The 18,469-nt window shown below is 64.8% G+C and carries 17 protein-coding genes; 9 read left to right on the forward strand and 8 right to left on the reverse strand.

The annotated features are described in order from the left end of the window. Positions 1 to 2 precede the first annotated feature (2 nt). Both ACWHXP_RS18720 and ACWHXP_RS18725 read right to left on the reverse strand, forming a co-directional pair. Positions 3 to 920 (reverse strand): ABC transporter permease, encoded by a 918-nt coding sequence (locus tag ACWHXP_RS18720; RefSeq protein ID WP_489635308.1) that lies wholly within the window; start codon positions 918 to 920, stop codon positions 3 to 5. Next, the gene (locus tag ACWHXP_RS18725; RefSeq protein ID WP_489635307.1) at positions 917 to 2,002 is read right to left on the reverse strand and encodes an ABC transporter ATP-binding protein; all 1,086 of its coding nucleotides are present in this window, start codon (positions 2,000 to 2,002) and stop codon (positions 917 to 919) included. Before ACWHXP_RS18725 ends, ACWHXP_RS18720 begins: the two co-directional genes overlap by 4 nt. Positions 2,003 to 2,268: 266 nt before the next feature. Between ACWHXP_RS18725 and ACWHXP_RS18730 the strand changes: the two genes are divergently transcribed. The 9 genes from ACWHXP_RS18730 to yacG all read left to right on the forward strand — a co-directional run bounded on the left by ACWHXP_RS18730 (position 2,269) and on the right by yacG (position 10,825). Continuing rightward, positions 2,269 to 3,126, forward strand: coding sequence for an IclR family transcriptional regulator (locus ACWHXP_RS18730; RefSeq protein WP_489635306.1), 858 nt, complete (start codon positions 2,269 to 2,271; stop codon positions 3,124 to 3,126). Beyond that, the gene (locus tag ACWHXP_RS18735) at positions 3,123 to 4,085 is read left to right on the forward strand and encodes a 2-hydroxyacid dehydrogenase (protein ID WP_204726183.1); all 963 of its coding nucleotides are present in this window, start codon (positions 3,123 to 3,125) and stop codon (positions 4,083 to 4,085) included. Before ACWHXP_RS18730 ends, ACWHXP_RS18735 begins: the two co-directional genes overlap by 4 nt. 173 nt (positions 4,086 to 4,258) lie before the next feature. Next, positions 4,259 to 5,551 carry an HlyC/CorC family transporter gene (locus tag ACWHXP_RS18740; RefSeq protein ID WP_489635305.1) on the forward strand — a complete coding sequence of 431 codons (1,293 nt, stop codon included), beginning with the start codon at positions 4,259 to 4,261 and terminating at the stop codon, positions 5,549 to 5,551. A 150-nt stretch (positions 5,552 to 5,701) separates the two neighbouring features. Then, a complete protein-coding gene (locus ACWHXP_RS18745) occupies positions 5,702 to 6,841 on the forward strand; it encodes a GspE/PulE family protein (protein WP_489624449.1) in 1,140 nt (379 codons plus the stop codon). Further along, on the forward strand, positions 6,828 to 8,093 hold the full coding sequence (locus ACWHXP_RS18750) for a type II secretion system F family protein (protein ID WP_489635304.1): 1,266 nt from the start codon (positions 6,828 to 6,830) through the stop codon (positions 8,091 to 8,093). The genes ACWHXP_RS18745 and ACWHXP_RS18750 overlap by 14 nt, the downstream gene beginning before the upstream one ends. Positions 8,094 to 8,146: 53 nt before the next feature. After that, positions 8,147 to 9,010 carry a prepilin peptidase gene (locus tag ACWHXP_RS18755; RefSeq protein WP_489624447.1) on the forward strand — a complete coding sequence of 288 codons (864 nt, stop codon included), beginning with the start codon at positions 8,147 to 8,149 and terminating at the stop codon, positions 9,008 to 9,010. Positions 9,011 to 9,014: 4 nt separating this feature from the next. Then, complete coding sequence (gene coaE, locus ACWHXP_RS18760; RefSeq protein WP_489624446.1) at positions 9,015 to 9,635, forward strand: dephospho-CoA kinase; 621 nt, start codon at positions 9,015 to 9,017, stop codon at positions 9,633 to 9,635. A 213-nt stretch (positions 9,636 to 9,848) separates the two neighbouring features. Beyond that, positions 9,849 to 10,604, forward strand: a complete 756-nt coding sequence (zapD, locus tag ACWHXP_RS18765) for a cell division protein ZapD (RefSeq protein WP_034336663.1) — start codon at positions 9,849 to 9,851, stop codon at positions 10,602 to 10,604. A 35-nt stretch (positions 10,605 to 10,639) separates the two neighbouring features. Continuing rightward, positions 10,640 to 10,825 (forward strand): DNA gyrase inhibitor YacG, encoded by a 186-nt coding sequence (gene yacG / locus ACWHXP_RS18770; RefSeq protein ID WP_034336666.1) that lies wholly within the window; start codon positions 10,640 to 10,642, stop codon positions 10,823 to 10,825. 42 nt (positions 10,826 to 10,867) lie between these two features. Here yacG and ACWHXP_RS18775 read toward each other — a convergent pair whose 3' ends face one another. From ACWHXP_RS18775 to secA, 6 genes are all read right to left on the reverse strand, one after another. After that, on the reverse strand, positions 10,868 to 11,293 hold the full coding sequence (locus ACWHXP_RS18775; RefSeq protein ID WP_343741379.1) for an NUDIX domain-containing protein: 426 nt from the start codon (positions 11,291 to 11,293) through the stop codon (positions 10,868 to 10,870). Next, positions 11,293 to 12,168, reverse strand: a complete 876-nt coding sequence (locus tag ACWHXP_RS18780) for an ATP-binding protein (RefSeq protein ID WP_039790449.1) — start codon at positions 12,166 to 12,168, stop codon at positions 11,293 to 11,295. Before ACWHXP_RS18780 ends, ACWHXP_RS18775 begins: the two co-directional genes overlap by 1 nt. 191 nt (positions 12,169 to 12,359) lie before the next feature. Further along, a complete protein-coding gene (argJ, locus tag ACWHXP_RS18785; protein WP_489635303.1) occupies positions 12,360 to 13,595 on the reverse strand; it encodes a bifunctional glutamate N-acetyltransferase/amino-acid acetyltransferase ArgJ in 1,236 nt (411 codons plus the stop codon). Between the two features lie 35 nt (positions 13,596 to 13,630). Continuing rightward, complete coding sequence (locus ACWHXP_RS18790) at positions 13,631 to 14,383, reverse strand: SGNH/GDSL hydrolase family protein (protein WP_489635302.1); 753 nt, start codon at positions 14,381 to 14,383, stop codon at positions 13,631 to 13,633. An 8-nt stretch (positions 14,384 to 14,391) separates the two neighbouring features. Further along, positions 14,392 to 15,204, reverse strand: a complete 813-nt coding sequence (locus ACWHXP_RS18795) for a DUF2272 domain-containing protein (RefSeq protein ID WP_489635301.1) — start codon at positions 15,202 to 15,204, stop codon at positions 14,392 to 14,394. Between the two features lie 173 nt (positions 15,205 to 15,377). Next, complete coding sequence (gene secA, locus ACWHXP_RS18800; RefSeq protein WP_489635300.1) at positions 15,378 to 18,134, reverse strand: preprotein translocase subunit SecA; 2,757 nt, start codon at positions 18,132 to 18,134, stop codon at positions 15,378 to 15,380. Positions 18,135 to 18,469 lie beyond the last annotated feature (335 nt).

Consider the following 18,469-nt stretch of genomic DNA (forward strand, 5'->3'; position numbering starts at 1 on the left):
GTTCAGCCCAGCGCTTTCTTGTAGCGGCGTTCGATCATGCGGTTCCAGCCCAGCATGATGACCAGGTTGGCCACCAGCAGCAGCAGCGCGATGGCTGCGCCCAGGGGCCAGTTCAGTTCGTGCAGGTATTCGTCATAGATGATGGTGGCCATCATCTTCAGGCGGCGTCCGCCCAGCAGTCCCGGAATGGCAAAGGAGCTGGCCGAGAGGCCGAAGACGATCAGGCTGCCCGAGAGAATGCCGGGCATGATCTGCGGCAGCACGATACGGCGCAGCACGGTGATGGGCGAGGCGCCCAGCGACAGCGCCGCATTGGCCACGCCACCATCGAGCTTCTGCAGCGAGGTCCACACCGGGATCACCATGAAGGGCAGCATCACATGCACCAGCGCAATGACGATGGCCGTTTCGGTATAGAGCAGCTTGACCTTGGCAAAGCCCAGCGCCACCAGCGTGCCGTTGATGAGGCCTTCGGGACCGAGCAGCATGCTCCAGCCAAAGGCGCGCACCACCACCGAGATCATCAGCGGGGCCAGCACCACCAGCAGCATGATGGAGCGCCAGGGCTTGCGCATGCGGTTGAGAATGTACGCCTCGGGCGCACCGACGACGATGCAGATGAGCGTGACCAGGCCCGAGATCCACAGCGTGCGCCAGAAGATGCCGTAGTAATACGGATCGGTCAGCACCGCTGCGTAATGCTCCAGCGTGAAGGTGCCGGCCTTGGGGCCGGTCTCGGCATCATAGGCGTTGAAGGACAGCACGAAGGTCAGTACCAGCGGCACCAGCAGCATCACCGTGCACAGCAGGATGGCCGGGGCCGACATCAGCCAGGGCAGGCTGCGCTGGCCGGGCGCCTTGTCGCTATCGGCGGCACTCACCACGGGCGGTGCCACGGAAGTTGTGCCGGCCGCGCTCATGCTGCGACCCCTTCATCGCTGCGGGCGGTGGAGACCAGGCGCAGGCTGTAGTCGCTCCACGCCAGGCCGACGGCAGCCCCCTGCTCCAGGGCTTCGGCACCATCGTTGGCCGACAGGACCGAGAGCAGGCCCAGCGGGGTCTCCACTTCATACATCCATTGGCTGCCGAGGAAGAAGCGGCGCACCACTTCGCCATTGCAGCGGCCCTGGCCGGGCGCGGTACAGCGGATCTTTTCCGGACGCAGGCCCAGCACCACGCGGCCGCCGCCGCGCAGGCCGGCGTCGGTGCTTTCCAGCGACAGCATCATGCCGCCCACCGCGATGTCAGCGCGTTCACCTGCGGCACCGACCACCTGGCCTTCGAGCAGGTTGGCCTTGCCCACGAAGGTGGAGATGAAGCGGTTGGCCGGATGTTCATACACGTTCAGGGGACGGCCGACCTGGGTGATGTGGCCGGCCTCCATCACCACCACCCGGTCACTGATGGACATGGCTTCGCTCTGGTCGTGCGTGACCATGATGGTGGTGGTGCCGACCTTGCGCTGGATGTCGCGCAGTTCGAATTGCATCTCTTCGCGCAGCTTGGCGTCGAGGTTGGAGAGCGGCTCATCGAGCAGCAGCACCGGCGGAGCGATCACCAGCGCACGCGCCAGTGCCACACGCTGGCGCTGGCCGCCGGAGAGTTCGCGCGGATAGCGCGCACCGTGTTTTTCCAGATGCACCAGCGACATGGCCTGCGCCACACGGTCGCGCTTCTCAGCGGCGCCGCACTTGCGCATCTCCAGCCCGAAGGCCACGTTCTGCTCCACCGTCATGTGCGGGAACAGCGCATAGGTCTGGAACACGATGCCCAGGCCGCGCGTATTGGGCTTGGCATGCGTGATGTCGCGGCCGTCGAGTTCGATGCGGCCGCCGCTGACGGCCTCGAAGCCCGCGATCATCTGCAGGGTGGTGGTCTTGCCGCAGCCCGAAGGACCGAGCAGGGAGATGAACTCACCCTTTTCCACCGTGAGGTTGAACCCCGATACCGCCTGGGTATCGCCATAGAACTTACTGACATTGGTCAGCGTGAGAAATGACATTGCAAGCTCCCTGTCGCAAGGTTCGGGCGCTGCACGGCTGGCGGGCTTGTCGGCCGGCGGGCGCTCCGATGCATACTTTCAATTGCGCAACCCCATCGCTGAAGCGATGTGAGCGGCGCGTCTCCTGTTTCGTTATTGATGCAATTTCGGTGCCAATTCTGCTATCGTATTTCGACAGTCGGGAAATTTTTTATATTTATTCCATTCAATGAAATGCATCGGCGAGCGAACCACCGCCGATTCCACCCAGCAGACAAAGCCCCCTCATGAGCGAGCAAAACGACGAGGCCACGGCCGCCAGCGCCCCCGCCTCCCTGCCGGTCAACGGCATCCAGCGCACCTTTGCGGTGTTGCGCGCGCTGGCCGATGCACCACCGCAAGGCATGCGGGTGACGCAAGTGGCCAAGACCATCGGCCTGACCCAGGGCACCACGCACCGGCTGCTGCAATCGCTGGCCGGGGAAGGCGTGGTGGAACAGGATGAGCGCAGCAAGCTGTATCGCCTGGGCATGGACCTGTTCGCCCTGGCCGCACGCGCCGGCAATGCGTCGGATGTGCGCAGCCTGTGCCGCCCGGCGCTGCTGCGGCTGTGCGGCAGTCTCGGTGATACGGTCTTCCTGCTGCTGCGCTCGCGCTTCGATGCGGTGTGCGTGGATCGCGTCGATGGTCCCTTCCCGATCCGCGCCTTCACCGGCGACATCGGCGGGCGCGTCGCCTTGGGCGTGGGCCAGGGCGCGCTGGCCATCCTCGCCTTCCTGCCGGAAGAAGAACGCGAGGAAGTGATCCGCTACAACGTGCCGCGCCTGCGCGAATTCGGGGTCTATGACGAGGTCTACCTGCGCACGGAAATCGAGCGTGTGCGCGAGACCGGTTATGCGGCACGCCAGGCCGGCCTGCTCGATGGCATGGCCGGGCTGGGTGTGCCGCTCTTCGATGCCGGCGGCAACATCGTCGGTGCCTTGAGCGTAGGCACGCTGACCTCGCGCCTGACCGAGGAGCGCCTGCCGACCCTGGTGCAGATGCTGCAGCGGGAAGCCGCCGCCCTGTCGCGCCGGATCAATCCCTTCGACCCGGCCTTGCGCCGGCCCATGCACCAGGCCAATCCCGTGGAGCCACAAGCATGACCACCCCTGCTCTTGCTCCCGTGCTGCTGATCAAGTCCGGCGGTGCTGCCGCGCTGGCCGAGTGGCGCGCCAGCTTCCATGAATTCGCACCCGAACTGGGCCTCGACGTGCGCGCCTGGGATGATCCGGAAGTCGATCCGGCGCGCGTGCAGTTCGTGCTGGTGTGGCAGCCCGAGCCGGGGCGGCTGGCGCAGTTCCCCAACCTGAAGGCCATCATCAGTGCGGCTGCCGGAGTCGATCACATCCTTGCAGACCCGCACCTGCCGGAGCTGCCCATCGTGCGCATGGTCACGCCTGAAACGCAGCAGCGCATGGCCGAATTCACGCTCATGAGCAGCCTGATGCTGTTGAAGGACATGCCGCGCATCATTGCCCAGCAGGCGCGCGCCGAATGGCGCGAATTCTCCACGCCCCGCACGGCGCGCGAAACCCGCGTAGGCGTGCTGGGCCTGGGTGCGCTGGGCTTGTCGGCGGCGCGCATGCATGCAGCGGTCGGCTTCGAGACCGCCGGCTGGGCGCGCTCGCTGCGCAGCGAAAAGGGGCTGGCCTGCTTTGCCGGGGCCGCTGCGTTGCCGGATTTCCTGGCCCGCACCGATATCCTGATCTGCCTCTTGCCCGAGACCACCGATACCCGCCACCTCATCGATGCCGATCTCTTGCGCCAGTTGCCGCGCGGTGCCGCGGTCATCAACGTCGGCCGCGGCAGCCACGTGTGCCTGCCGGATCTGCTGGCCGCGCTCGACAGCGGGCACTTGTCCGGTGCCGTGCTGGACGTGTTCGATGAAGAACCGCTGCCCGCCGAGGCTGCCGTCTGGCGCCATCCGCGCGTGCTGGTCACGCCCCATGCAGCGGCCACGCCCTCGCGCCGCGAACGCGCCAGGCAGGCGGCGGTGGCCATTGCCGCCATGCTGGGCGGCCTGCCGCCGCCGCATCTCTACGACCGCAGCAAGGGTTACTGAAGGGCAAGTCCGGGCGCAGCCGCCACACCGCGCCGCCGCCCGGCTTGCGAGATAAGCCCCCATCGTCTAGACTTTGGCGCTCGCTGGCCGCCCTGGCTTGCCTGTCATGATGACAAGCAAACAGGCCCGCCGACTCCCTCCCATGCGTGAGGGCAACCCACTGACGGCAACGTTTGGATACCGTACCCATATGGGTGCAAGCTCTTGCACTCCTCATTCTCATCCTGCTCTCGGCCTTCTTTTCCATGACCGAGACGGCGCTGATGGCCGCCAACCGCCATCGCCTGCGGCACCTGGCCAAACAGGGCAACCGGGCCGCCATCACCATCCTGTGGTTGCTGGATCGCACTGAACGGCTGCTCTCGCTGATCCTCATCGCCAATACCGTCATCAATGCGCTGGCCACAGCCCTGGTGACGGCGCTGGCCATTGCCGCCTTCGGCAACCACCAGCGCGTGATCACGGCGGCCACCGCCTTCGTGGCGGCGCTCTTGATCATCTTTGCCGAGATCGTGCCCAAGGTGATCGGTGCCACCCATCCCGAACGCATTGCGCTCTTTACCAGCTTCATTCTCAAGCCGCTGATGCGGGTGGCCAAGCCGCTGGTGTGGTTCGTCAACATTTTCGTTTCCGCCATCCTCAAGGTCTTGCGCATCAAGACCGGATCGCGCGCGGCCGAGCAGCGCATTTCTCCCGAAGAGCTGCGCTCCATCGTGCTCGAAGGCGGCAGTTTCATTCCGCAGAAGCACAAGAGCATCCTGCTGAACCTGTTCGACCTGGAAAAGATTTCGGTGGAAGACGTCATGACCCCGCGCGCCCAGGTCGAGGCCCTGAACCTGGCCGCCCCGGTGGAGGAGATCCTGCACCAGCTGGCCACCTGCTATCACAACAAGCTGCCGGTGTTCGAGGGCGAGATCAATCACATCGTCGGCATCCTGCATGTGCGCAAGACGGTCTCGCTGTTCCGCCAGGAAGACGACATCACCCACGATGACATCCGCACCCTGCTCTCGGCACCGTATTACGTGCCGGTGGAGACCGATGTCTTCACCCAGCTGCAGTACTTCCAGGAAAACCACGAACGCCTGGGCATCGTGGTCGATGAATACGGTGAAGTGCAGGGACTGGTGACGCTGGAGGACATCATCGAAGAGATGATCGGCGAATTCACGACCTCCTCGCCCGGATCCTCCGGCGAAGGTTTCGGCTGGGACAAGGACGGTACCTGCCTGCTTGAGGGCAGCACCACCCTGCGCGACATCAACAAGCGCCTGGGCCTGAAGCTGCCGCTGGATGGCCCCAAGACCATCAACGGCCTGCTGCTGGAAACCCTGCAGGACATTCCCGAAGCCAGCGTGGCCGTCAAGATCGATGGCTGCGTGATCGAGATCGTGCAGGTACAGAACCAGGCCATCCGCATGGTCAAGCTCATCGCCTTGCCTGCGAAAGTGAAGGCACAGGACTGAACCTGCGCCGGGCCTTGCAGGCCGGCATCGAACTCCACCGATTTTGTCCCGCGCAAACGGCCGGCCCGCTTTTCGGGCGGCCGCCGCGCGTGGGAGACTTGCCCTCCCCTGTGCGTTGCCCTGCGGCAGCGCCCCTGCGCGAGGTCTCCCATGCTGCACACTCCCGACACGGCCGTGGCCGATGATGACGTCCCCGTGGTGCGCCTGCTGCACAAGCTGCTGGCCGATGCCGTCGGCATGGGCGCTTCCGACCTGCATTTCGAGCCCTTCGAACATCTCTTCCGCGTACGCCTGCGGCTGGATGGCGTGCTGCACGAGCTGGCGCAGCCGCCATTGAGCTTGCGCGACAAGCTGGCCACCCGCCTGAAGATCCTGGCGCGTCTGGATATCGCCGAAAAGCGCCTGCCCCAGGATGGCAAGATGCGCCTGGCGCTGGGTGCGCGCACGGTGGATTTCCGCGTCTCGACGCTGCCCACGCAGTTCGGTGAAAAGATCGTGCTGCGCATTCTCGATACTGCGCAGGCGGCTTTGTCGATCAGCGACCTCGGCTATGAACCGGCCCAGCAGGAAGCGCTGCTGCAGGCCATCAGCAAGCCGCACGGGCTGGTCCTGATGACCGGGCCGACCGGCTCCGGCAAGACGGTCTCGCTGTATGCCTGCCTGCAGCGCCTGAACCAGCCGGGGGTGAACATCGCCACCGCCGAGGATCCGGTGGAAATCAACCTGCCCGGCATCAACCAGGTCAGCATCAACGAACGCGCCGGACTGGACTTCGCCCTGGCACTGCGCGCCTTCCTGCGCCAGGATCCGGATGTGCTGATGGTAGGCGAGATCCGCGACCTGGAAACTGCCGACATCGCCGTCAAGGCTTCGCAGACCGGGCACCTGGTGCTCTCCACCCTGCACACCAACGATGCCCCGGCCACGCTCACGCGGCTGCTCAACATGGGCGTGCCGGCCTACAACATTGCGGCATCGGTCAGCCTGATCGTGGCCCAGCGGCTGGTGCGCAAGCTGTGCCGCTGCCGCCGTCCGGCCGGTGGTACGCCGGCCACCTTCGTGCCGCACGGCTGCCCGGCCTGCAACCAGACCGGCTTTCGCGGGCGCACCGGCATCTATCAGGTCATGCCGGTCAGCGCGGCCATGCAGTCGCTGATACTGGCCCAGGCCGGCACATTGGAACTGGGCCGGCAGGCGCAAGCGGAGGGCATCATCGACCTGCGGCGGGCGGGGCTGCTGAAGGTCTTGCGCGGTGAAACCAGCATGGGAGAAATCCTTGCCTGCACCTGATCGCACGACATCGGCGTCCCAATTCCGCTGGGAAGGGCTGGACCGCCACAATCGCCCGCAACGCGGTGTGATACAAGCCAGCGATGAAGCCCAGGCACGTGCCCGGCTGCGCCAGCAGGGGATGCGCGTGGCGCGGCTGCGGCGCGCGGAGCGTGCGGCCGACCTCGACAATGGCCCGGCCCCTGCGGCAAACCCGGCCACAGCGAGGGCGCGTGGCCGCATCAGCGCCAAACAGATCGCCCTCTTCACCCGCCAATTGGCCACCATGCTGCGGGCAGGATTGCCGCTGCTGCAGTCGCTGGACATCGCCATTCGCGGCGCCGGCCAGAGCGCACTGGCCACGCTGCTGGACGACGTGCGCCAGGCCGTGGCGCGCGGCGAGAGCCTGCATGCGGCGCTGGCGCGCCATCCGCGCCAGTTCGATGCGCTCTTCTGCAACCTGATGCGCGCCGCCGAAGAAGCCGGGATGCTCGACAGCATGCTTGAGCGCATCGCCCTCTATCGCGAAAAATCCCTGGCCTTGCGCGGCAAGGTGCGCGCGGCCTTGGCCTATCCCTGTGCCGTGGTGCTGGTGGCGATCATCGTGACGGTGGTCATCATGCTGTGGGTGGTGCCGGCTTTCGAGCAGATGTTCCAGCAATTCGGGGCCGAGTTGCCGCTGCCCACGCGCATCGTGATGGCCACGGCGCGTCTGCTCGGACAGCATGGTCCCTGGCTGCTGCTGGGCACGCTGGTGACGGGCGTGCTGGCGATGCTGGCGTGGCGGCGTTATCTTCCGCTGCGACTGGCGGCGCAGCGCCTGAGCCTGTCCTTGCCGCTGTTCGGCAAGCTGTTGCGGCAAGCGGCGCTGGCACGCTGGAGCCGCACCTTCGGCACCCTCTTCGGTGCCGGCATCGCCCTCGTGGAAGCGCTGGAAACGGTCTCCGGCGCAGCCGGCAACGTGGTCTATGCCGACGCCTCGCTGGCCGTGCGCGACGCCGTGCGCAATGGCGCCTCGCTGCATGCGGCCATGCAGGCCACGGGCGTCTTCCCCGACCTGGCAGTGCAGATGACGGCCGTGGGCGAAGAGGCCGGCGCCCTCGACGCCATGCTGAGCAGGATCGCCGATCTCAACGAACGCGAAGTGGATGAAGCCGTCACTGCCCTCACCAGCCTGATGGAACCCGTTATCATGGCGGTGCTGGGCGTGGTGATCGGCGGCCTGGTGGTGGCGATGTACCTGCCGGTGTTCCGCATGGGTGCAGTGGTATAAGCCGGCACGCCTGTCTTCCCCTTCTTTGACGACCAAACCAGTTGAACCCGACGATGTCTTTCCTGGATGCTCTGGCCTTCCCCGGCAACGCTGCACTCGCTGGCGCGGCGGCGCTGCTGGGCCTGCTGGTCGGCAGCTTTCTCAATGTGGTGATCCATCGCGTGCCGCTGATGATGCTGCGCGAGACTGCCAACTTCGTGGCCCAGGAACGCGGCGAGGCCCTGCCGCATGCCGACCGCTACAACCTCTGGCTGCCGGCCTCCGCCTGCCCGCATTGCGCCGCGCCGCTGGCGCTGCATCACAAGATTCCGGTACTGAGCTGGCTGCTGCTGCGAGGACGCTGCGCCTTCTGCGACCACCCCATCAGCGCCCGCTATCCGCTGGTGGAGCTGCTGACCGCACTGCTGTTCGCCCTGCTGGGCTGGCGTTTCGGCCTGGGCCTGCACGGCGTGGCGCTGATGGTGTGCGCGTCCTTCCTGATTGCGCTGGCGGTGATCGACGCCCGGACCATGCTGCTGCCCGACGACCTCACCCTGCCCTTGATGTGGCTGGGGCTGCTGGTCAACGTGGTGCATCGCCTGGTGCCGCTGCAGGATGCCGTGCTGGGCGCGATGGCCGGCTATGGCGTGCTGTGGCTGATTTTCTGGATCTTCAAGCTGGCCACCGGCAAGGAGGGTCTGGGCTATGGCGACTTCAAGCTCATGGCCGCACTCGGGGCCTGGCTGGGCTGGCAGGCCTTGCCGCTGGTCTTGCTGCTGGCCTCGGCGCTGGGCGCAGTCCTGGGCCTGGCGCTGATGGGCTTGGGCCGCCACCGGCGCGGCCAGGCCATTCCCTTCGGCCCCTGCCTGGCCTGCGCCGGCATGCTGACCCTGCTGATGGGCCATGGCTGGCTCACGCAACTTCTCTACGACTTCTGATCCCATGACCTCATTGACTGAACGCTTCACCATCGGCCTGACCGGCGGCATCGGCAGCGGCAAGACCACGGTGGCCAACCTGTTTGGCGAGCTCGGCGCTTCGCTGGTCGATACCGACGCCATCGCCCACGCCCTGACCGCACCGCAGGGCCTGGCCATCGATCCCATCCGCGATTATTTCGGCGGCGAATTCATCGATGCGAACGGTGCCATGGACCGCACCCGCATGCGCCAGCACGTGTTCGGCAACCCGACGGCACGCCATGCGCTGGAAGCCATCCTGCATCCGCTGATCCGCAGCGAAACCGTGCGCGAGGCCGAGGATGCCACCGGTCCCTATGTCATCTTCGTGGTGCCGCTGCTGGTGGAGTCCGGCACCTGGGTTGGCCGCGCCAGCCGCATCCTGGTGGTGGATTGTCCGGAAGAGGTGCAGATCGCGCGGGTCATGCAGCGCAACGGCCTCCAACGCGAGGAAGTCGAAGCCATCATGGCCGCGCAGGCCAGCCGGCAGGCGCGGCTGGCGGTGGCGCAGGACGTCATCGACAACGGCGGCAGCAATGCCGAGCTGCCGGCTCAGGTACGCGAGCTGCATGCGCGCTACCTGGCGCTGGCAGGCGGGCACTGAGCGATGGTGCAGCTTGCGCGGCTGCAGCAATGCACTTGGGCAGCGCGGCAAATGCGATGCGCGCCTGCAGCTTCATTTGATGGCGACTGCATTTGTAATTTTCTTCTGCATGGGTCAGAATCACAGACATTGCACATGTTGACGAGGTTATTGCACCCACGCGGCCTGTCAGCGGCCTAACAAGTCCGGTTCAACCAATAAAGGGATCATGCTTTGATCGTCTACGAATACCCTTTCAATGAGCGTATTCGCACGCTGTTGCGACTGGAAGACCTCTACGAGAAATTCGTCTTCTTCCTGCACCAGGAAAGCCCGCATCAGCATCACATCGCCCTTGCCACCATTTTTGAAATGCTGGAGGTCGCCGGACGCGCCGACCTCAAGTCCGACCTGCTGCAAGAGCTGGAACGGCAAAAGCAGATCCTCCTGGCCTACCAGTCCAATCCCAATGTCGAGCCCGAGATGCTCAATGCCATCCTGGCCGAAGTCGACCAGGCCAGCAGCGCCCTCTCGGCTGCCCAGGGCAAGACCGGCCAGAACATCCGCGACAATGAATGGCTCATGAGCATTCGCGGCCGCACCATCATCCCGGGCGGCGCCTGCGAATTCGACCTGCCGGCCTATTACGCCTGGCAACAACATCCGTTTGAACGCCGTTTCCAGGACATTTCCAACTGGTTCGCCCCGCTGATCCCGCTGTTCGATGCCATCGCCATCGTCATGCGATTGCTGCGCGAATCCGGACATGCAGTAAAAATCAACGCCGAAGGCGGCAGTTACCAGCAGATGCTGCAGGGCAAGGTCTACCAGATGCTGCGCCTGTCACTGGACATCAACCTCGGCGCCATCCCCGAGATCTCGGCCAACAAATACATGCTGTGGGTGCGTTTCACCCAGCAGGATGGCGACGAGAAGCCGCGCTCCTTCGAGGGCGAAGTGCCCTTCGAACTGGCGCTGTGCGGCTTTTGATCCGTAATCTGAATCGAATGAAGTGAAGTAAACGTATGGCCACGATCGTAGACTGCCCGACCTGCGGCACCAAGGTGGAATGGAGCGAGAAGAACAAGTACCGCCCCTTCTGTTCCGAACGCTGCAAGCAAATCGACCTGGGTGCTTGGGCCGAAGAAAAGTACACCATCCCCGCAGTGAACCTGCCACTGGAAGACGAAGGGGACAAGCCCGTGCAGTGATGACGGGCTTTTTCCTTCATTTCGCCTTAAAGCCACCCATCTTCAGGCTTCGTCGCCATATCGCAGCTGATCCAGCCACTGGAGCAGCGGAATGGTGGCCGGCAGCAGCGGTTCCACGCCCACGCTGCCCTGCCAGGCAAAGGCCTGGCCTTCCAGACTCTGCGGCTCACCGCGCCACTGGCGGCTAATGTAGAAATGCAGGCGTACATGGGCATGCGGATAGACGTGCTCGACGCCGCACCAGGGCTCACCGTCCAGCACCTCGATCCCCAGCTCTTCCTTGAACTCGCGCTGCAGCGCCGCGAAGATGCTTTCGCCCGGCTCCACCTTGCCGCCGGGGAATTCCCAGTACCCCGCATAGGGCTTGCCGTCCGGACGCTGGCCCAGCAGCACGTCGCCGTTGGGCTGCATCAGAATGCCCACGGCTACATCGATGGGCTTGGCCACCGGCTTGGAATCTCCGCTCATCAGCCTTGCGCCTTGCCGGCGTAGTCGCGCGCGAACTGCCAGGCCACGCGGCCCGAGCGCGAGCTGCGCTGCAGCGCCCAGCGCAGGGCATCGGCGCGGGCTTCGGCGATCTGCGCATCATTGCAGCCGAAGTGGCGCAGCCAGTGCGCCACGATGTCCAGGAAATCGTCCTGCTTGAAGGGATAGAAGGTCACCCACAGGCCAAAGCGCTCGGAAAGCGAAATCTTTTCTTCCACCGTTTCGCCGGGGTGCAGGTCGCCATCCTCGGTGTGGGTGTAGGTGTTGTTGTCGGAGAGGCGCTCCGGCATCAGGTGGCGGCGGTTGGAGGTGGCGTAGATCAGCACGTTGTCGGACTGCGCGGCGATGCTGCCGTCCAAGGCCACCTTCAGCGCCTTGTAGCCGCCCTCGCCTTCCTCGAAGGAAAGATCGTCGCAGAAGACGATGAAGCGTTCCGGACGCGCCGCCACCAGTTCGACGATGTCCTGCAGGTCGTGCAGGTCATCCTTGTCCACTTCGATGAGGCGCAGGCCACGGTCGGCGTACTGGTTCAGGCACGCCTTGATGAGCGAGGATTTGCCGGTGCCGCGCGCGCCGGTCAGCAGCACGTTGTTGGCCGGGCGGCCTTCGACGAACTGGCGGGTGTTCTGGTCGATCTGTTCCTTTTGCGGGCCGATGTTATGCAGGTCCGACAGGCCGATCTTCGAGATCTGCCCCACCGCCTGCAGGTAGCCGGGACGCTGGGCGGTCGCACCGCGCCAGCGGAAGGCGACGGCGGCGTTCCAGTCGGGTTCACGGGCGGCGGCGTTGGGGAGGATGGCTTCGACGCGCGCCAGCAAGGCTTCGGCACGCTGCAGGAATTGGTCTAGCTGGGTCATGGTGATCGCAAATCGGGATGAACGGGGCGGGAATGCACGCGCCATTGTGGCGCAAGGCGCTGGCGGCCGGTGTGAATAAAATTGATCCGAGGGCGCGGACATTCATGTTGCCGCCGCCATCCCGGGCGCGCCACCGGCCCGGGGATGGGTGGGCCGATGGCGGCGAAACGCCGCGAGGTGAAGAAAAACGCTCAGGAACGGTAGTCGGCGTTGATCGAGACGTAGTCGTGCGACAGGTCGCAGGTCCAGATGGAAGCCTTGGCCGTGCCGCGCGCCAGCTTCACACGCACCACGATCTCGGCCTTCTTCATGACGCGCTGGCCGTCTTCTTCGCGGTAATCCGGGTTGCGGCCGCCATCTTTGGCGACCCACACATCGTCCAGCCACAGGTTGATCTTCGACACATCCAGATCCTCGATGCCGGCATAGCCGATGGCGGCCAGGATGCGGCCCAGGTTCGGGTCGGAGGCGAAGAAGGCGGTCTTGACCAGCGGCGAGTGGCCGATGGAGTAGGCGATCTGGCGGCATTCCTCGATGCTCTTGCCGTCTTCCACGGCCACTTCGATGAACTTGGTCGCGCCTTCGCCATCGCGCACGATCTGGTGCGCCAGGTGCTGCGACAGGTCGGTGACGGCCGCGGCCAGTTGCTTGTATTCCTCGCTGTCGGCGCTGGTGATCTCCAGTTCGCCGGCACCGGTGGCCATCAGGATGAAGGAATCGTTGGTCGAGGTATCGCCATCGATGGTGATGCAGTTGAAGGAATGGTCAGCGGCATCCTTGACCAGCTGGTTCAGCAGTGCCTGCGGCAGCTTCGCGTCGAAGGCCAGGAAACCCAGCATGGTGGCCATGTTGGGCTTGATCATGCCAGCGCCCTTGCTGATGCCGGTCATCACCACTTGCTTGCCGCCGATGGTGAGCGTGCGCGACGCGGCCTTTGGCTGGGTGTCGGTGGTCATGATGGACTCGGCCGCGTTGAACCAGTTGTCGGCCTTCAGGTTGCCGATGGCTTGCGGCAGGCCGGCGATGATGCGATCAGCCGGCAGCGGCTCCAGGATCACGCCGGTGGAAAACGGCAGGATCTGCTGCGGCTCCACGCCCATCTGCTGGGCCAATGCAGCACAGACCGACTTGGCGCGCTGCAGGCCTTCTTCACCGGTGCCGGCGTTGGCGTTGCCGGTGTTGATCACCAGGGCGCGGATGGGCTTGCCGGCGCTCAGCTGCGCCAGGTTGGCCTGGCAGATCTGCACCGGGGCGGCACAGAAACGGTTCTTGGTGAAGACGCCCGCCACCGTGGCGGTCTCGGCCAGCTTCATGACCAGCACGTCCTTGCGATTGGCCTTGCGCACGCCCGCTTCGGCATGGCCGAGTTCGATGCCGGCGACGGCTTTCAGGTCGGAAGGAACGGGAATCGGGGAATTGACGGCCATGGCGAGCTTTCAGCGTAAAAATCGGAACGCGTATTTTAAACACTTTCCGTCACCGGCTGATGACGCAGGAACTCGCTTTCGATGATCTCGGCGCTCATCCTGGCCCATTGCGCATACTGGCCGTGGCCCGGATGGAAGCGGTCAATCGCCATCTCATGCGGCAGCGCCCATTGCAGGGAGCAGTAACGCAAGGCGGCCTCGGCATCGATCCAGTCGCGCAGGGCGCGGTCCAGCTTGCACGCGTAGCGGCCCAGATACCAGCGCAGCGGCTGCGGTGCCACCGGCAGCAGGTGCATGGGCGGCAAGCCCGAGAAGACGATGTGCTCCACCCCGGCCTGCGCCATCAGGCGTTCGCACAGCAGGCGCAGGTTGGCCACGTAGCGTTGCGGGCTCATCTGCGAGGTCACGTCGTTCACGCCCAGGGCCACCACCAGGACGGTGGCCGGACCGATCTCATGGCGCGTCAGCAGGTCCAGCGCTTCGAGCGAATTGACGCCGCTCTGCGCCACCAGCTGCCAGGCCACCGGATGGCCGGTGCGCGCGGCCAGCTGGCGAGCCAGCGGCTGGGCCAGGGCTTGCTCCTGATGCTCCACCCCGACCCCGGCCGCCGAGGAATCACCCACTACCAGCACGCGCAACGGCTCGGCCACCAGCCGAGGCTGCAAGGCGGGAAACTCCATGCCGCTGCGCGGACCGGCCGCTTCCGGCAGGCGCAGCGCGGTCTGGCGCAGGCGTTTGGCTTGCGTCAGCAAAAGGGGCCCCAGCAGCAGTTTTCCCAGGATCAGCATGGGCGGCCTCACGGCAGCAGGTTCTTGAGCACCACCAGCCACGGGCGCGCGGCAATCGGCTGGGCACGGCCCTGCTCATCCACCGGGATCAGGGATTCGGAGACCGAATTGAATACATTGCCGCCGATCACGCCGGCCCAGCCATCATCGGCATGCACTTCCACCACCAGGTCGCAATGGCCGGCCAGGCCGGGGCGAATCTCGTCGATGGTGGTGATGTTGTTGTTGCCGCGCGGGGCGCAGATCAGGTCACCGGGCGCAATCGGCTCGCTCTCGGCCGGGCGCAACACGAATTGCGGCGAGGGGCGCGACTGGCGGTCCTTGAGGAAGCTCAGGTAGTTGAAGTGCGTTTCGTTGGGCGCGAAATCCTGCGGCGGCACATTGGTGCTCACCATCAGCCAGGAAATGAAGGCCGCCGACCAGGCTTGCTGGCAATCCGCACCGGTCAGGTTCTTGCCGACCGCGTGCCAGTACTCGGCCACTCGCTGCACGGCCTCGCCTTCGTCTTCCAGCAAGCCCAGGCGCGGCGCGCTGAAGGGTTCATGGCGCATGTCGATCTGCTGGTTGCCGAAGAAATCCCACTCGGCCTTGGCCGCTTCCACCAGCGCCGCACGGGTGGGGGGCGCGGTGCTGATGGCCACGGCGGGCACGCCGGTATTGGTCACCGGGATGGAGGGCGTGACGGGCGCGTAGCCAGGGTTGCCGCTGTCGCGCCACTGCGGCAGCGGCGAGGACGCGCAGCCGGCCAGCAGGACGGCGATGGCGATGGCGGTGGCAGTGACGCTGGGACGGGAAGCACGAAACATCTTGGCGAGCGACATCTTCTTGTTCTCCTGGGCGGCAGGCGTGGGCTGCCGGAGCGTTCATCATAAAGGGAGCCAGGCCAATTTTGCAGAAGCCTTCACCTGCAGGATGTAAAAAAGGCCGCCCACCCGCCTGGGTGGACAGCCTCTTCACCTCTGGCCGGAATGCGGCCGAACCGGGGGACTCTGGTTCAGGCCAGCTTGCCGTGGCACTGCTTGTACTTCTTGCCGCTGCCGCAAGGGCAGGGATCGTTGCGGCCGACCTTGGGGTATTCCGATCCGTCGTCTTCGCCACCGGCCTGGGCGGTCGGTGCCAGCAGTTCCTCCGGCGCGGCTTCGGGATCGAAGTCGGCGTGCTGGTAGTTGACGTTGATGGGCGAGCCACCGGCCATGCTTTCCTCGGCCGCTTCGATTTCCTCGCGGCTCTGGATGCGCACGGTCATGACGACCTTGATGACTTCGTTCTTGATCAGGTCCAGCATCTGGGCGAACAGCTCAAACGCTTCGCGCTTGTATTCCTGCTTGGGGTTCTTCTGCGCATAGCCGCGCAGGTGGATACCCTGGCGCAGGTGATCCAGTGCGGCCAGGTGTTCGCGCCAGTGGTTGTCGATGCTCTGGAGCATGACGCTGCGCTCGAAACCGGCGAAGGCATCCACACCGACCACGGCGACCTTGGCTTCATAGGTCTCCTTGGCGGCCGTCAGCAGGCGCTCCAGCAGTTCGTCTTCGGCCAGGTCGGGTTCGGCCTTGAGCATGGCTTCCAGGTCGATGTCGAGCTGCCATTCGTTCTTGAGCACAGCTTGCAGGCCGGGGATGTCCCACTGCTCTTCCATCGACTCGGCCGGCACGTATTCGCGGAACAGGTCGGTGAAGACGCCATCACGCAGGGAGGCAATCATCTCGGCCATCTCGGCCGACTCCAGCAACTCGTTACGCTGCTGGTAGATGACCTTGCGCTGGTCGTTGGCGACGTCGTCGTATTCCAGCAATTGCTTGCGGATGTCGAAGTTGCGGGCTTCCACCTTGCGCTGGGCCGACTCGATGGAGCGGCTCACGATGCCGGCTTCGATCGGTTCGCCTTCGGGCATCTTGAGGCGGTCCATGATGGCGCGCACGCGGTCGCCGGCGAAGATGCGCAGCAGCGCATCATCCAGCGACAGGTAGAAGCGCGAGGAACCCGGATCGCCCTGGCGGCCGGAACGGCCACGCAGCTGGTTGTCCACGCGGCGCGATTCGTGGCGCTCGGTGCCGATGATGTGCAGGCCGCCGGCATTGACCACGTGGTCGTGCAGGGACTGCCATTCATCGCGCAGCTGCTGCGACTTGGCGGCCTTGTCGGCATCCGACAGGGACTCGTCGGCTTCGATCAGCTGGATCTGCTTGCCCACGTTGCCGCCCAGCACGATGTCGGTACCACGGCCGGCCATGTTGGTGGCAATGGTGATCATCTTGGGACGGCCGGCCTGCGCCACGATCTCCGCTTCACGCGCGTGCTGCTTGGCGTTCAGGACATTGTGCGGCAGCTTGGACTTGGTCAGGATGCCCGAGAGCAGTTCCGAGTTCTCGATCGAGGTGGTGCCCACCAGCACGGGCTGGCCGCGCTCGTAGCAGTCCTGGATGTCCTTGACCATGGCCATGTACTTCTCTTGCGCGGTCTTGTAGACCTGGTCCTGGCGGTCCTTGCGGGCATTGGGACGGTTGGGCGGGATCACCACGGTTTCAAGGTGATAGATTTCCTGGAATTCGTAGGCTTCGGTATCGGCCGTACCGGTCATGCCGGACAGCTTGGCATACATGCGGAAGTAGTTCTGGAAGGTGATCGAGGCCAGGGTCTGGTTCTCGTTCTGGATCTTCACGCCTTCCTTGGCTTCGACGGCCTGGTGCAGGCCATCGGACCAGCGGCGGCCTGTCATCAGGCGGCCGGTGAATTCGTCGACGATCACCACTTCGCCGTTCTGCACGACGTAATGCTGGTCGCGGTGATACAGGGTGTGCGCGCGCAGGGCGGCGTACAGGTGGTGGATCAGGGTGATGTTGGCGGCATCATAGAGCGATGCGCCTTCGGGCAGCAGGCCCATCTGGGTCAGGATTTCCTCGGCCTTGTCGTGACCGGCTTCGGTCAGCAGGACCTGGTGGCTCTTCTCGTCCTTGGTGTAGTCACCGGGGACTTCGATCTTGCCTTTGCCGTCCGGGGTCTCTTCACCGATCTGCAGGGTCAGCAGCGGCGGCACGGCGTTCATCTTGTAATACAGCTCGGTGTGGTTCTCGGCCTGGCCGGAGATGATCAGCGGCGTGCGTGCTTCGTCGATCAGGATCGAGTCCACTTCGTCGACGATGGCAAAGTTCAGGGCGCGCTGCACGCGGTCATCGGCATCGAAGACCATGTTGTCGCGCAGGTAGTCGAAACCGAATTCGTTGTTGGTACCGTAGGTGATGTCGGCAGCGTAGGCTTCCTGCTTGACGTCGTGTTCCATCTGCGACAGGTTCACGCCGGTGGTCAGGCCCAGCCAGCTGTAGAGGCGGCCCATGTCTTCGCAATCGCGCTGTGCCAGGTAGTCGTTGACGGTCACCACGTGCACGCCCTTGCCGCCGAGCGCATTGAGGTAGGCCGGCAGGGTTGCCATCAGGGTCTTGCCTTCACCGGTGCGCATTTCGGCGATCTTGCCGAAGTGCAGCGCCATGCCGCCGATGAGCTGCACGTCGAAGTGACGCATCTTGAGCACGCGGCGGGACGCTTCGCGGCAGACGGCGAAGGCTTCCGGCAGGATCGCATCGAGCGTCTCGCCGCCGGCGATGCGTTGCTTGAATTCGGGCGTCTTGGCTTGCAGTTCGGCGTCGCTCAGCTTCTCGACCGAGGGCTCCAGCGCGTTAATCTGGCGGACGATTTTTTGATATTGTTTGAGCAGTCGCTGGTTACGGCTGCCGAAAATCTTGGTCAGGAATGACATGCTTGGATTCTATAAAAGCGCCGATGAACGATCCGGCAGAGTGACGTTGGGCTCCCGGCCGCGGGATTCCAGCCGACAACGCCCGAAAATAAACCATGGATTCTAGCACGCAGGCCGAGGGCATTGGCTCGCCAGCCCGTCTTCATGCCGCCTGCGCACCGCATTCGCTTTAGATCGGGCGTGTTTGCAAGGTTTCAATGGGGGATGGGGATTTGGCAAAAATCGTCATGCCAGGCTTGCCAGAGATGCAACAACGTGCAGGGAATGCGGCCTGCAGGCTACCCTGCCCGGCCGCAAACGCCCGCCCCACGGGGGCTGGCGCCGGCCAGAACTTG

Source organism: Herbaspirillum sp. Her2, from assembly GCF_057961375.1.